The 14,611-nt window shown below is 70.1% G+C and carries 12 protein-coding genes; 10 read left to right on the top strand and 2 right to left on the bottom strand.

What is annotated here, in order from left to right; all coding sequences use genetic code 11:
• Nucleotides 1-52 precede the first annotated feature (52 nt).
• Nucleotides 53-1,168: a homoserine O-acetyltransferase MetX gene (gene metX, locus SD455_RS06360; RefSeq protein ID WP_070160702.1), complete on the top strand. Its 1,116-nt coding sequence runs from the start codon at nucleotides 53-55 to the stop codon at nucleotides 1,166-1,168.
• Nucleotides 1,169-1,262: 94 nt separating this feature from the next.
• The gene (locus tag SD455_RS06355) at nucleotides 1,263-2,639 is read left to right on the top strand and encodes a uracil-xanthine permease family protein (RefSeq protein WP_445507569.1); all 1,377 of its coding nucleotides are present in this window, start codon (nucleotides 1,263-1,265) and stop codon (nucleotides 2,637-2,639) included.
• 7 nt (nucleotides 2,640-2,646) lie between these two features.
• On the opposite strand, the gene SD455_RS06350 is transcribed toward SD455_RS06355, so the two are convergent.
• Nucleotides 2,647-3,483, bottom strand: coding sequence for an SGNH/GDSL hydrolase family protein (locus SD455_RS06350; protein WP_237090162.1), 837 nt, complete (start codon nucleotides 3,481-3,483; stop codon nucleotides 2,647-2,649).
• A 230-nt stretch (nucleotides 3,484-3,713) separates the two neighbouring features.
• Between SD455_RS06350 and SD455_RS06345 the strand changes: the two genes are divergently transcribed.
• The gene (locus tag SD455_RS06345; protein ID WP_070160698.1) at nucleotides 3,714-4,400 is read left to right on the top strand and encodes an alpha/beta hydrolase; all 687 of its coding nucleotides are present in this window, start codon (nucleotides 3,714-3,716) and stop codon (nucleotides 4,398-4,400) included.
• A gap of 27 nt (nucleotides 4,401-4,427) precedes the next feature.
• On the opposite strand, the gene SD455_RS06340 is transcribed toward SD455_RS06345, so the two are convergent.
• Entirely contained in the window at nucleotides 4,428-4,676 is a 249-nt protein-coding gene (locus tag SD455_RS06340) for an RNA-binding S4 domain-containing protein (protein ID WP_070160709.1), read from the bottom strand.
• A gap of 95 nt (nucleotides 4,677-4,771) precedes the next feature.
• Here SD455_RS06340 and SD455_RS06335 point away from each other — a divergent pair, with 95 nt between their 5' ends.
• The 7 genes from SD455_RS06335 to SD455_RS06305 all read left to right on the top strand — a co-directional run bounded on the left by SD455_RS06335 (nucleotide 4,772) and on the right by SD455_RS06305 (nucleotide 14,610).
• Entirely contained in the window at nucleotides 4,772-5,746 is a 975-nt protein-coding gene (locus tag SD455_RS06335; protein WP_311025679.1) for a DMT family transporter, read from the top strand.
• A 69-nt stretch (nucleotides 5,747-5,815) separates the two neighbouring features.
• Nucleotides 5,816-6,532 carry a Type 1 glutamine amidotransferase-like domain-containing protein gene (locus SD455_RS06330; RefSeq protein ID WP_445507568.1) on the top strand — a complete coding sequence of 239 codons (717 nt, stop codon included), beginning with the start codon at nucleotides 5,816-5,818 and terminating at the stop codon, nucleotides 6,530-6,532.
• 213 nt (nucleotides 6,533-6,745) lie between these two features.
• Nucleotides 6,746-7,177, top strand: coding sequence for a VOC family protein (locus SD455_RS06325; RefSeq protein ID WP_445507567.1), 432 nt, complete (start codon nucleotides 6,746-6,748; stop codon nucleotides 7,175-7,177).
• 97 nt (nucleotides 7,178-7,274) lie between these two features.
• A complete protein-coding gene (locus SD455_RS06320; RefSeq protein WP_085437808.1) occupies nucleotides 7,275-8,657 on the top strand; it encodes a glycine--tRNA ligase in 1,383 nt (460 codons plus the stop codon).
• A 205-nt stretch (nucleotides 8,658-8,862) separates the two neighbouring features.
• Complete coding sequence (locus SD455_RS06315) at nucleotides 8,863-9,798, top strand: GNAT family N-acetyltransferase (protein WP_445507566.1); 936 nt, start codon at nucleotides 8,863-8,865, stop codon at nucleotides 9,796-9,798.
• A 41-nt stretch (nucleotides 9,799-9,839) separates the two neighbouring features.
• Complete coding sequence (gene dusB / locus SD455_RS06310) at nucleotides 9,840-11,063, top strand: tRNA dihydrouridine synthase DusB (RefSeq protein WP_445507565.1); 1,224 nt, start codon at nucleotides 9,840-9,842, stop codon at nucleotides 11,061-11,063.
• A gap of 22 nt (nucleotides 11,064-11,085) precedes the next feature.
• Nucleotides 11,086-14,610: an ATP-binding cassette domain-containing protein gene (locus SD455_RS06305; RefSeq protein WP_445507564.1), complete on the top strand. Its 3,525-nt coding sequence runs from the start codon at nucleotides 11,086-11,088 to the stop codon at nucleotides 14,608-14,610.
• Nucleotide 14,611 lies beyond the last annotated feature (1 nt).

Genomic DNA, 14,611 nt, shown 5'->3' with positions numbered 1-14,611 from the left:
CCGTCCCGGCAGGCCTGTCCACACTATGAACGACGCAGGAGCTCCGACCCCGATGACCGCCCAGGTGCTGACCTCGACCCTCCGTCCCGACGGCGCGCTCGCCGTCGTCGACGTCGGGGCCTACACCTTCGAGGCCGGAGGTGAGCTGCCGGACGTGCAGCTGGCCTACGAGACCTGGGGCACGCTCAACGCGGCGGGCGACAACGCGATCCTGGTCGCGCACGCCCTGACCGGAGACACCCACGTCGCCACCACCGAGGCCGACCCGGCCCCGGGCTGGTGGGAGGGCCTGCTGGGGCCGGGACGACCGATCGACACCGACGAGTGGTTCGTGGTCGCCCCGGCCATGGTCGGCGGGTGCTACGGCTCCACCGGGCCCGCCTCTCCGGATCCGGAGGGGCGGCCCTGGGGCTCCCGGTTCCCCTTCACCACCGTCCGCGACGCCGTCCGCCTGGAGGCACGGCTGGCCGATCAGCTGGGGATCCGGCGGTTCCACACGGTGATCGGCGGCTCCATGGGCGGTGCCCGGGCGCTGGAGTGGGCGGCCACCTTCCCGGACCGAGTGGACTCAGTGGCGGTCTTCGCCTGCGGCGCGGCCGCCACCGCCGAGCAGATCGCCTTCGGGCAGGCACAGATCAAGGCCATCGAGAACGACCCGCACTTCGCCGGCGGGGACTACTACGGCGGACCCGTCCCGGAGGAGGGGCTGGGTCTGGCCCGCCGGATCGCGCACATCACCTATCGCACCGAGCACGAACTTGAGGTGCGGTTCGGTCGTCAGCCCCAGGGGGAGGAGGACCCCTTCGGCTGGAGCGCCCGACGTCGGGGCCGCTACCAGGTGGAGTCCTACTTGGACCATCAGGCCCGCAAACTGGTGGACCGCTTCGACCCGAACGCCTACATCGTGCTGACCGAGGCTCTGATGAGCCACGACGTCGGCCGCGGGCGCGGGAGCGTCGCCGAGGCGCTGTCCCGCGTCACCGCCACGCCGTTCATCGCCGCCGTGGAGTCAGACCGGCTGTACCTGCCCGAACAGTCCCATGAGCTGGCGGCGCTGCTGCCCGGCGAGCACGAGGTCCACATGATCTCCTCACCCATCGGGCACGACGGCTTCCTCACCAGCCCGGAGCAGCTCGCGGACCAGATGCGAGACACCCTGAGGCTGTGATGGCGCGGAGCGCCGTGCCCGCGCGGAGCGTTCTTCGCATGACAGCAACCATGGAGTAACACCACGGTGACATGGCCTGCTTAGCGTGAACGTCATGAGCGCAGAGACCGTGTGGCAGACGGAAGCACCTCAGAGAGACGACGCGGTCCATGAGATGCCTCCTCTTCGGCGGGCTGTGCCGCTGGCGGTTCAGCACTTTCTAGCGATGTTCGTGGGGAACGCCGCACCGCCCCTGATCGTCGCCACCGCGATCGGTATGGCAGCAGGCGAAGTCACTCTGTTGGTCCAGCTGGCGATGATCGTCTCGGGTGCGACGACGCTTCTGCAGACCCTCGGGGTTGGGCCCGTGGGGTCCCGGCTGCCAGTGATGCAGGGGACGAGCTTTGCGTTCTTGGTCGTGGCCATCCCCATAGCTGAGCAGTTCGGGATCGCGGCGGTCTTCGGCGGGGCGTTCATCGCCGGGTTGGTCCAGGTGGTCTTCGGCATGTCCTTACGCTGGCTCACCCCTCTTTTTCCGCCTCTGGTGTGTGGGATCATCATCCTGATCATCGGGCTCAAGCTGATGCCCACGGCCATCGACTATTCCGCTGGGGGTGCGGCCGCACGTGCCGCCGGGGACTTCGGGGCGCTGCACCACTTCGGTGTCGCCGCACTCGTGATCGTGGTGAGCGTGGTCTGTCACCAATTCGGCAGAGGCCTGGTCTCGGTCGCCGCCGTCCTGATCGGACTCCTCAGCGGCTATGCCGCAGCTGCAGTGTTCGGCATGGTGAGCCTGGCCCCCGTGACAGAGGCCAGGTGGTTATTCGCCCCTGCCCCTATGCACTTCGGGCTCGACTTCACCGGTGCCGCGATCATCGCGATTACTGTGCTGGCGCTGGCCAGCTCCGTCGAGTCGATCGGGGACCTGACCGCTGTGGCACGTACCGGGCTGGGACGTTCCCCACGAGCCAGGGAGCTGAGCGGTGGGGTGATGGCTGACGGCGTCGGCACATCTCTCGGCGCAGTCCTCGGAGCGATGCCGAACACCACGTTCAGTCAGAACACCGGGATCATCGCACTGAGCGGCGTCGTCAGCCGGTACGTCGTGGCCTTGGCAGGCGGGCTGCTCGTGCTGGCGGGCTTCGTGCCCAAAGTCGCGGCAGTGTTCAACACCGTGCCGTATGCGGTTCTCGGAGGATCGGTGCTCGTGATGTTCTCGATGGTGGCCTCGGCAGGGATTCAGGTGATGGCCCCCGAGATGATCGATCGGCGATCTCTGCTGATCGTCGCGCTATCGCTCGGGCTCGGGGTCGGGCTCTCCTTCGCCCCGGAGGAGGCTGTTGCAGCGTTCCCAGCAGACGTGGCGTTGCTGCTGACCTCGGGCATCGTCCCCGCGATGCTTGCCGCCGTCATTCTCAACGCTGTGCTGCCCGGACGCCGTCAGCGCCGAAGCGCGGATCGTGACGATCAGAGTTCGCAGGCGCCGGCGTGATGGTCACTCACTCCTCCTCGGCGGCGCCGCTGCCGGGAGGCATTGAGCCGCCGAACAGCGGCTCGAAGGACGGCCGCTTCGCCGTGACCCCGTCCCCGGAGGAGCGTCCGCGCAGTCGGCGCACCACCCAGGGGAACAGGTGGTGGCGGGCCCAGACGACATCGTCGGCCCGGGCCTCCCGCCAGGTGCGCTCCGGCACCGGCCGCGGTTCCAGGGGTTCGAGGTCGTGTTCCACATTGAGGGTGTCCAGCACCATCGCGGCGATGGTGTGGTGCCCCAGTGGGGAGAAGTGCAGGCGGTCCTCGTCCCACATCTGTGGGTGCGCCAACTGCCGCAGGGACCACATGTCCGCCACCAGGGCGTCGTGCCGGGCGGCGACGGTGCGGATGTTCTCGTTGTAGATGGCGACCTTCCCGCGGATCGACCCCACCACAGGGGTCTCACGCACGTCGGGGCCATTGAACAGCACCACCGTGGCACCCGTGGTGGAGAGGATCTGGACCATCGTGTCGAGGATCCGAGCGGTCTCGTCCGGATCGCCGCCGGGACGGATGACGTCATTGCCACCCGCGCACAGGGTGATCAGATCCGGCTGCAGGTCCAGGGCTGGGGCGATCTGATCGTCACGGATCTGTCCGATCAGCTTCCCCCGGACCGCCAGGTTCGCATAGGCGAAGCGCTTCCCGCCCGGGGAAGGGTCCGCTCCGGCAGCCAGCTCCTCGGCCACCCGGTCGGCCCAGCCGCGGTGGTACCCGGGCCGAGACTCGTCGGGATCGCCGATGCCCTCGGTGAAGGAGTCCCCCAGGGCCACGTAGCGCGTCCAGGGGTGTGTCGGAGTGGTCACCACACCAGCGTCCTGGCCGGGGCCGGGGTGCTGGTGGTCTGGTTGCTCGTCTGGTCTCTCGGCTGATCGGTCCACACGTCTTATTGTGCCTGAGGTTACCGGTCGGTTCCATCCTCCCTGAGGCGGACATCAGCCCGGTTGCACCAGCCGAAGGGACCGGAATGAGAAGATGGTCCGGCCGTCCAGCAGAACAGGCGGTCATCGACGTCGCGTACGAGGAGCAGCCCCGCATGAGTCCCACCCAGCCCGAGCCCGTCGTCGTGTGGTCCCGCGAGCCGCAGGACCGCGAAGGCACCCCGCTGGTGGTGATGCTGCACGGCTACGGATCCCACGAGCATGACCTGTTCGGTCTGGTGCCCAGCCTGCCCGAGGAGTTCACCTACGCCTCCCTGCGCGCCCCGGTGCCCATGGGTCACGGCGGCTACACCTGGTTCGACCTCGACCCTGAACGGCTGGCCTACTCCTCGGCCGCGGCGCGCGACGCCGTCGAGGACCTGTGGTCCTGGATCGCCTCGGTGAAGGACCAGCACACCTCGGTGACGCTGCTCGGCTTCTCCATGGGGATGGCGATGGCCACCTCCTTGCTGCGCGCTCGGCCCGAGGAGTTCGCCGCCGTCGTCGGGCTCTCCGGATTCGCCGTCGACCCCGGGGAGAGCCCGGAGATGCAGGACTGGTTCGACGACGCCGCGCTCGCCACCCGTCGGGTGCCGTTCTTCTGGGGCCGGGACCAGGACGACCCGATCATTCCCGAGGAGCACATCGACTACACCCACCGTTGGGCGAACTCGTCGGTGGACCTGACCAAGGTGCTCTACGCCGGCGCCGGCCACGGTGTGGTGCCCCAGGAGATCGCCCATGTGGGCGAGTTCCTCACCTACATGGTGCTGCGGCCTCGGCGTTCGGCCGGACGCGCCTGAGGATCATCTCGACGGCGCCCGCTCGCCTCACTCCGCTGCGGGAGAGATGACGGCGCTGGGAAGCCCCAGCTCCTCGCCGTCGAGCCGCACCACCTGACCTCGGCGCACCTGCCGACCGCGGCGGGTCTCGACCTCATCGTCCACGGTCACCGCGCCGGCGTCGATCACCTCACGGGCCATCACCCCGTGCTCGACCACGCCGGCGAGCTTCAGCAGCTGCCCCAGGCGGATGGACTCGTCACGGATCGGGACCTGCTGCACGTCATCTGCGTTCATGGTGTCAGTGTCTCCCACGGGATGCGGCCGTGGCGAGCTGACCGCTCCTGACGCCGCGGCGCAGAAAGCGGCCAGGCGGGTCTACAGTGTTGCCCATGAGCGCAGTCGGTCAGTCGCGGCAGTCCTCCGCCGCATGGTTCGGGTTCCTGCTCACCGCCCTCGTCGCCGGGGCGGCGATCCCCAGCCAGGGCCGCATCAACTCGGAGCTGGCCGCAGAGGTCGACGACCCGTTCCTCGCCGCGCTGCTGTCCTTCGGCACCGGCCTGCTCCTGATGCTGGTGATCGCATATCTCACGCCCACCGGACGCCGCACTCTGGGACAGGTCCGGCCAGCCCTCCGGCGCGGTGAGGTCCGCTGGTGGTACCTGCTGGCCGGCTGCATCGGCGGCTACTTCGTGCTCTCCCAGTCGCTGACCATCGGGCTCATCGGGGTCGCGGTCTTCACCGTGGCCGTGGTGACCGGGCAGACCCTCGGCGGGCTGCTGTGGGACCGCATCGGCCTGGGCCCGGCGGGGCGGAAGCGGCTCAACACCGTCCGGGTGCTGGGCGCGCTCCTCACCGTGCTGGCAGTGCTGTGGACGGTCTCACCGCAGCTGGGAGGCCATTCCGGGTCCTGGTCCTGGCTGCTCCTGGTGATCTTCCCGCTGACCGCCGGCTTCACCAACAGCGCCCAACAGGCTCTCAACGGACGCCAGTCGGCGGCCTACGGCAGCCCGATCCCCGCCACGCTCATCAACTTCGTGGCCGGAACGGCAGTGCTCCTGCTGGCCTACCTGGTGAAGGTGCTGGTCAGCGGGGTGGGGGAGACGCTGCCCACCGCTCCCTGGTACTACCTCGGCGGGCCGCTGGGCTGCGTGTTCATCGGGCTCGGGGCCGTGCTGGTCACCCGGGTGGGTGTGCTGCTGGCCGCCATGGGGATGATCGCCGGTCAGCTGATCGGCTCGTTGCTGCTCGACCTCCTCGTCCCCGCCCCGGGAAGCGTGGTCACCCTCTCCACGGTGCTCGGCACGCTGCTGACCCTGGCCGCCGTCGTGATCGCCTCCCTGCCGGACATCCGCCGCACCCGCTGAGTCGATCCTGGGGCCGATGTTCCTGGGGTCCGGATCGGGCCGGGGTAGGAGGCCGATACAGTCTCGTCCATGGTGTCGACGATCTTCGCTCTGGGCGGCGGCGGGTTCTCCATGTCCGATGACGGGCGCTCGGCTCTGGACGACCACATCCTCGGCCACATCTTCAGCGCCACGGGGCGGGACAGGCCGCGCGTGTGTTTCGTGCCCACGGCGAGCGGGGACGCCAGCGGGTACATCGATCAGTTCGAAGATGCGTTCGCCGACTCCGCCGAGACCTCCGTGCTGTCGCTCTTCGGCCAGTCGCCGTGGGGGTACCGGAGTCCGTCTGTCCTGCTGGAGCAGGACCTCATCTACGTCGGCGGTGGGTCGACCGCCAACCTGCTGGCGATCTGGCGTCAGCACGGGCTGCCGGAGGTCCTGGGGCGCGCCGCGGCCGGCGGAACGGTCCTGGCCGGCATCAGCGCCGGGGCCAACTGCTGGTTCGAGGGTTCCTCCACCGACTCCTACGGGCCGTTGGCGCCGCTTCGCGACGGGCTGGGGGTCCTCTCTGGCAGCATCTGCCCGCACTACCGCGGCGAGTCGGGGCGACGGGAGAGCTATCAGAGGTGGGTCCTCGAGGGCGCCCTGCCCGCCGGATACGCCGTCGACGACGGGTGCGCGCTGCGCTTCGACGACGGGCGGCTGACCGACGTCGTCACCGAGCGTGCCGGTCACCAGGCCTTCCGCGTCGAGCCGGGGCCCGACGGCGTCGCACTCGAAGAGCCGCTGACGGCACGGCTCCTGTGAAGCATCCTGTGCCCGGTGCTGGGCCCGGTGCTGGGCCCGGTGCTGGGCCCGGTGCTGTGCCCGGTGGAGGCTGACGGGCGGTGGCCGCTGACCTGGCCCTGACTCCGGACGTAGACTCGCCATCCCGCAGTCCATCCCGCGCACCTCCTGGTCAGACGGACCCGAGGAGCCAGGCCAGAGGCCGGGGAGCGGAGAGCACCGGAGGAGGTCACGATGGAGCAGGGCATCCACATCATCACCGTCGCCACGCGAGATCTGGCGGCCGCGCGCCGCTTCTACGTGGGCGGGCTGGGCTGGCGGCCGATCTTCGAGGCAGCCGGGGAGATCCAGTTCTACCAGGTGGCGCCCGGGCAGGTCCTCGGGCTCTTCGACGCCGGCAGCCTCAGCGAGGACATCGGAGACGGCCGGGACCACAGCACCCCCGGCGGCTTCACCCTGGCCCGCAACGTCCACGACGCCGATGCGGTCCACCGCACGGTCGAACGCCTGGAACGTGCCGGGGGCACGGTGCTGAAGCATCCACAGCCGGCGGCGGTGCCAGGCATGCTGCACGCCTATGTGGAGGACCCGGTCGGGGTGGTCTGGGAGATCGCCTACAACCCCGGCTGGCGGGTGGCCGACGACGGCGCCGTCGTCTTCGACTGAGGCCCCCGCGAGCGGACCAGCCCGCACCGTCCGCCCCACCGACGTCCGTCCCCGTCGTCTGCGTCTGTCCCCCTCCCGACCTGAGGTGTACCGCCCTATGGCCCCCAAGACTGCCCTCGACCATGTGATCACCCTGGCGAAGCGTCGCGGCTTCGTCTTCCAGTCCGGTGAGATCTACGGGGGATCACGGTCGGCCTGGGACTACGGTCCCCTGGGCACGGAGCTGAAGGAGAACATCAAGGCCGAGTGGTGGCAGACCTTCGTGCGTGGCCGCGGCGACATGGTCGGCCTGGACTCCGCCATCATCCTCCCGCAGGCCGTCTGGCACGCCTCCGGGCACGTGAAGACCTTCACCGACCCGCTGGTGGAGTCCCTGCACACCCATAAGCGGTACCGAGCCGACCACCTGCTGGAGGCCTACGAGGCCAAGCACGGTCACCCGCCGGCGAACGGCCTTGCCGACATCAAGGACCCGGAGACCGGCCAGCCCGGCAAGTGGACCGAGCCGCAGCAGTTCTCCGGCCTGATGAAGACCTTCCTGGGTCCGGTCGACAACGAGGAGGGCCTGCACTACATGCGGCCCGAGACCGCCCAGGGCATCTTCGTGAACTTCTCCAACGTGATGACCTCCGCCCGGAAGAAGCCGCCCTTCGGCATCGGCCAGGTCGGCAAGGCCTTCCGCAACGAGATCACCCCCGGCAACTTCATCTTCCGGACTCGCGAGTTCGAGCAGATGGAGATCGAGTACTTCACGCACCCGGACGAGGCCGGCCAGTGGTTCGACCACTGGGTGGAGGCCTGCTACGACTGGTTCGTGGACCTGGGGCTGAACCCGGAGAACCTGCGCAAGTTCGACGTCCCCGAGGACGAGCGGGCCCACTACTCCGCGGCCACCATCGACCTGGAGTACCGCTTCGGCTTCCAGGGCTCCGAGTGGGGCGAGCTGATGGGCATCGCCAACCGCACCGACTACGACCTCAGCTCCCACATCGAGGCCTCCGGCGAGAAGCTGCAGTACTTCGACCCGAAGACCGAGGAGCACTACACCCCGTACGTGATCGAGCCGTCCTTCGGCCTGACCCGCGCGATGATGGCCTTCCTGGTGGACTCCTACCATGAGGAGGAGGCCCCCAACGCGAAGGGCGGCGTGGACACCCGCACCGTGCTGAAGCTCCACCCGCGGCTCGCCCCGGTGAAGGCGGCAGTGCTGCCCCTGTCCAAGAAGCCGGAGCTGGCCGAGCCCGCCCAGCGGCTGGCCGATGAGCTGCGCCGGAACTGGAACGTCGACTACGACGAGGCCGGTGCGATCGGTCGCCGGTACCGCCGTCAGGACGAGATCGGCACCCCGTTCTGCATCACCTTCGACTTCGACAGCCTCGAGGACCAGGCAGTCACCATCCGTGACCGGGACGAGATGACCCAGGAGCGCGTCAGCCTGGACCAGGTGCAGACCTACCTGGCCGGCCGCCTCCTCGGCTGAGCACCACGACGTCGAGCGCGACGACGTCGAGCGCGACGCCCGGCACAGATGCCCGGGACAGACGCCCGGCACCGGCCCAGGGTCCCTGACCCTGCGGCACGGGGCCGGGCGTCGCTCGTTTGCCGTGCCACGGCGGCAGGACTAGACTCGCGTGGCTGATCAACCCTGCGCCACCGCGCAGACGGACGCTTCCGAAGGACAGGCGATGAGCACCACCGAAGACACAGACCGGCTCGCCCTCGAGTCCGGCCTGACCGTCCGGCCCTGGGCCGAGGGCGACGACCTCGCCCTGCTTGAGGTCTGGGGCGACCCGGAGAACGCGATGCACCACCAGGACCGCGCGCTGCTGCGGCCCTCCTCCAACGATCCCTGGTCACGGTGCATCGTCGCCGAGGACCAGGGGGTGCCCGTGGCCGCGGCCACCATCCTGCGCTCCTCGCTGCACCCGGATCGGCTGTCCTTCTACGCGGAGGTCGCCCCGGACCACCGCCGCCGCGGGGTGGCCGCAGAGATGCTGGCGATCCTGGAGGCCGAGGCCAGCAACTGCAGCGCCACCGGTCTGAAGGCCCGCTGCGCCAAGCGTTCCGCCGCCCAGTGCTTCCTCAAGGACAACGGCTTCACCAAGATCCAGACCACCCGCCGAGTGATCGTCCAGCCGGGCGCCCTTCGGCTTCCGGACCTGGAGCGAACCGGCCTGGATCTCCAGGAGATCGCCACCGGGTCGGTGGAGCTGAGCCGTTTGGTGGCCGACTACTACAACGCCGTCCACGACTGGGACCGCGCGGAGATGACCGTGGGCAAGGCCCAGCAGCTGCTCCTCGGCGACGCCACCGGCGCCACGGGCGCAGTGGCCCTGCGGGACGTCTCCGAGGGCGGCGACGGCGCCGTCCTCGCCTTCGCCGTCAGCTACACCCCGGCCCGCACCGAGGACCCCGCCGACGTCCTGGTCGGCTGGAACCCGGAGCTCGACCCCGCCGAGGCGGAGCGGCACATCCGGTCCCTGCTGGCCCTGCTGGCCGCCCGCCACCCGGTGGAGCTGGAGGTGGACGACTCCATGGCCCCGCTGAAGACCGTCACCGACGAGCTCATCGCCTCCGGCGACGCCGAGATCGACTTCGAAGCCTTCATCTACGCCCGCTGACCGCCCGGAGGCCCCGCCTCCGCCGAGCACACCCGGATGCCATGACCGCACAGACCCTTCCCGAGGAGCAGCCGCTCCCTGACGGCCCGACCCCGGCTGGGTCGGGCGACCGACGTGCCCTCCTGCCGCCGCTGCACCTGGGCCCCATCACCGTGGAGACCCCGGTGGTGCTGGCCCCCATGGCAGGGATCACCAACACCGCCTTCCGTCGGCTCTGCCGTGAACATGGCGGCGGGCTCTACGTCAATGAGATGGTCACCGCACGTGCGCTGGTCGAACGGCGGCCCGAGTCGATGCGGATCATCAAGCACGAGCCGGACGAGATCCCCCGCTCGATGCAGCTCTACTCCGTGGACCCAGTGACCACCGGACATGCGGTGCGCATGCTGGTCGAGGAGGACCGCGCCGACCACATCGACCTCAACTTCGGCTGCCCGGTGCCCAAGGTCACCCGCAAGGGCGGCGGCTCGGCCCTGCCCTGGAAGATCCGGCTCTTCGAGTCGATCGTCGCCACTGCCGTGCGGGAGGCCGGGCGGCGCGGCATCCCCGTGACGGTGAAGATGCGCAAGGGCATCGACGAGGACCACCTCACCTTCATCGAAGCTGGCAAGGTCGCGCGCGACTCGGGCGTCGCCGCCGTCGCGCTCCACGGTCGCACCGCGCGCCAGCACTACTCAGGCCAGGCCGACTGGTCCGCGATCGCCGCCCTGCGCGAGTCCCTGCCGGACATCCCGGTGCTGGGCAACGGCGACATCTGGTCCGCCGAGGACGCGGTGCGCATGGTCGAGCAGACCGGCGTCGACGGCGTCGTCGTCGGCCGGGGCTGCCAGGGCAGGCCCTGGCTCTTCGGCGACCTGCAGGCCGCCTTCGAGGGCCGGCCGGACCGGCACCGTCCGGATCTGCCCATGGTGATCTCCACCCTGCTGCGGCACGCCAAGATGCTCATCCCGTACTTCGACGGTGACGAGCGCAAGGCCATGCAGGACATCCGCAAACACGTGGCCTGGTACTTCAAGGGCTATCCGATCGGCGGGGCGCTGCGCTCCCAGCTGGTCACCGTCGAATCCCTGACCCAGCTGGAGGACCTGCTCGGCCAGCTCGACCAGAGCATCGGGTACCCCGGTGCCGACGCCGAGGGGCCCCGCGGCCGGGCCGGTTCGCCGAAGAAGGTCCATCTGCCGGAGGACTGGCTGGCCTCCCAGGAGCTCAACGAGGCCCAGCGTGAGATGATCGCTGCCGCGGAGGTCGACACCTCCGGCGGATGAGTCGTCCGTGCGGGCCACTAGGATGTCGCAGGTGCCCGTTCTGCGTCCTGTCCCACCCTCGCGCCGGATCTCCTGGAGGAGGCTCGCCAGCCCGCTCAGCGTGCTGGCGGTGGCCGTGCTCGCCGTCGCGATGGTCGCACAGTCCCTCGCCACAGTCGTCTCCGGCCGGCTCGCCGAGAATCCCACCTTCGACGGGGTGGTGCTGCTCGGCGCCCTGATCGTCGGGGCGGCGGCCGTGCAGGTCAGCGCGCAGGTCGCCTGGGCCCAGGTCATCGACCGCGCGGCCGGGAAGCTGCGTCGGGACCTGCTCGCGGCCGCCTTCGCCCAGCCGCTCAGCGTGCTCAGCGAGCAGGCTGTGGGGGAGGTGCTCGACCGCATCGACGACGACACCAACGCCATCAACACCCTCATGCGGGAGCAGTGGTGGGGCATGATGGCCACCGTCCTCGGCGCCGTTCCGCTGTGGGTCGTCGCGGGGGTGATGTGGTGGCCGGCCTGGATCATCATGCCGGTGCTCGTGGCCGCCACCCTGCTGATGGTCCGCCCGCTCTTCGCGATCATCGCGCAGCGCAAAGTCATCAATGAAAGGGCCTGGACCGACCACGCCGCCGCCTTCGAGGAGGTCGTGGCGGCCCGTGACGACCTGCGCACCAGCGGCGGTCAGTCCTTCGGCATGCGGCGCGTCGCCGGCCTGGCCGCGGGGATCCACCGCACCTTCCGGCACATGGTCGTCAAGGAGGCCGACCTGATCCTGCGCTCGCAGACGGTCCTGCAGGCGATGTTCGCCGGGCTGCTCGTGACAGGCGTCGCGCTGGTCATCACCGGCGGGATGGCGCTGCCCCAGCTGATCACCCTGGTGATGGCCACCACGCTGCTGATCGGACGTGTCGGCGAGCTCATCAATCAGCTGCCCCAGCTGCAGGAGGGGCTCGGCGCGATCACCCGCGTGAAGCAGATGATGCAGGTCGAGCCCGAGCCCGACGGCGGCGCCGCGCTCCCGGCGACCCACGCCCTGGAGTTCCGCGGCCTGCACTTCTCCTACACGGAGGGGTCCTTCGCCCTGCAGGACGTCTCGCTGAGCGTCGACGACGGAGAGACCTTGGCGCTGGTGGGACGCACCGGCTCGGGGAAGTCCACGCTGGCCTCGCTCGTCACGCGCGCCACCGAGCCCCCGCAGGGGACGGTGTTCCTCGGCGGCACCGACGTCAGAGACATCGATCTTCAGCAGCTGCGCCGCGGGGTCGGCGTGGTCACGCAGCGCACCGAGCTGCTCTCCGGCACGTTGGAGGAGAACATCACCCTCTTCGCCCCGATCCCCCGGGAGCGGGTCCAGGCAGCCGTGGAGGAGCTGGGCCTCACGGATTGGGTGGCGCGACTGCCTGATGGGCTGGACACCCGCATGGGTGCGGGCGGGGTCACGCTCTCCGCCGGGGAGGAGCAGCTGGTGGCCTTCGCTCGGCTGTTGGTCCGCGAGGTGTCCGTGGTGATCCTCGACGAGGCCACGGCCCGGATGGACCCACTCACCGAGCGCCGAGTCATCCGCGCCTCGGACCGGCTGCTGGCCGGGCGCACCGGGCTGCTCATCGCGCACCGGCTCACCACTGTCGCCCGGGCGGACCGTGTGGCCGTCCTCGATCACGGTCGAGTCATCCAGCAGGGAGCCTACGGTGAGCTCGCTGCCGCGCGGGGACCGTTCCGAGTGCTGCTGGCGGCCTCGAGGGAACACCAGGGCTACATGGATGACGATCCCGGTGATGTCCTCACCGACACCTCGTCCGGAGCCTCCGACGAGGCCACCGGTCCGGTGGCCATCGGGGGCACGCGTCGGAGGACCGATGTGCCGACGACGTCTGACATCGGGGACGGGCCGAGCCTGACCCGTGCCGTGCTCGCCGCCTTCGGCCACCTGCCGCGGTGGGGACTGGTCGGCCTGTCCATGTTCCTGCTCATCGCCCTGTTCTCCCCGCAGGGGCTGGTCACCAACTGGCTGTGGGGGCGCATCGCGGACTCCTTGGCCTCGGGTCATCACGAGGTGTGGGGACTGGTGATCCTTCTGGCGGGAGCCTCCGTGCTGATCATGCCGGGAGTCTTCGCCCTGGGCGTGAATCTCTACCCCCGCTGGTGGGTCTCCTGTCTGTCCCGGCATCGGACGCGGGTCCTGGACGGTCAGCTCGGTGAGCCCCGGCTGGAGACCACGCCGCCGGGTGAGGTCGTGGCCCGCGCCATGGACGGCGACCGCATCCAGGACTACGCGGACCGTTGGGCGGATCTCTGCAATGCGGTGCTGATCGTGCTGCTCTCCGTCCTGCTCTCGGGCACCTGGGTGGTGGGGGCGGTGCTTGCCAGTGTGCTGATCCTCTCTGCGGCGGCCTCCTGGGCCGGCAGACCTGCGGCCGGACGCTCTGCCACGCGCGCCGCCGACGCGCGCGTGGAGTTCGGCCGAGTGCTGGTCTCGGCGCTCGACGCCGCACGGACCGTGAAGCTCTCCGCGGCCACCGGGCCGGTGCACCAGCACCTGAACACCGTGGACCGCCGACGGGTGGACGCCCAGGTCAGGGAGCACCGCATCCAGGCCCTCCTGGACGGCGTGCCCGGGCTGGTGATCGCCGTCGGGGTGACCGTCTCCTGGGCCATGTACTTCATCGGCGCCTGGGGGCTGGCCACCACGGTGCTCGCCTCCGGCAGCGTGATGGGCTTCACCTGGTACGGCCTCTGCGCCGGGTCTGTGGTGACCAAGGCGCCGGGGGCTCGTGCCTGGCAGGTGGCCACCCAGCGGCTGGCCGGCGGGGAGAGCATCTTCCGCCGGGTGGACGGGGTCGACGAGCTGACCGGAGACGCCCCGGCTCCTGGTCCGGAGCAGCAGGACGAGCTCCGCAGCCTCAGCCTGGAGGGATTCTCCGCGGTCCACTCGGACGGCGTCATCGGGGTGGAGCAGGTGGACCTCACCGTCGCCCGCGGCGAGCTGATCCTCATCCTCGGGGGCATCGGTTCGGGCAAGTCCAGCCTGCTGCGGAGCCTGGCGGGCCTGGTGCCGCACCGCGGGAGGATCCTCTGGAACGGAGCAGAGGTCACCTCGGACACCTTCCTGCGGCCCCGTCGCGTGGCCTACGTCGCCCAGATGCCCCGGGTGCTCTCCGGGACGTTCGAGGAGAACATCCGGCTCGATCGTGAGCGGGAGGCTGGCGAGGCCATCCGCATTGCGCAGATGGAGCAGGACATCGCCGAGGCCGGAGGCCTGCACGCCGCCGTCGGGCACCGCGGCGTGCGCCTGTCCGGCGGTCAGGTGCAGCGCCTGGCGACCGCGCGTGCCCTGGCCACCGGCTCCGAGCTGCTGCTCGCGGACGATGTCTCCAGCGCCCTCGACGCGTCCACGGAGATCGAGTTGTGGCAGGCGCTGCGGGACAAGGGCGTTACGGTGATCGGTTCCACCTCCAAGCGCGCGGCGCTGGCTCGGGCGGATCGCGTGGTGATCCTCGAGGCCGGTCGGGTCGCTGCCGTCGGCCCGTGGCGTCAGCTCAGCGGCAGATGGTCGCACCTGGCCGGCTGAG

Source organism: Nesterenkonia sp. K-15-9-6 (assembly GCF_052656005.1).
This window is presented reverse-complemented; position numbering and strand designations above follow the sequence as displayed.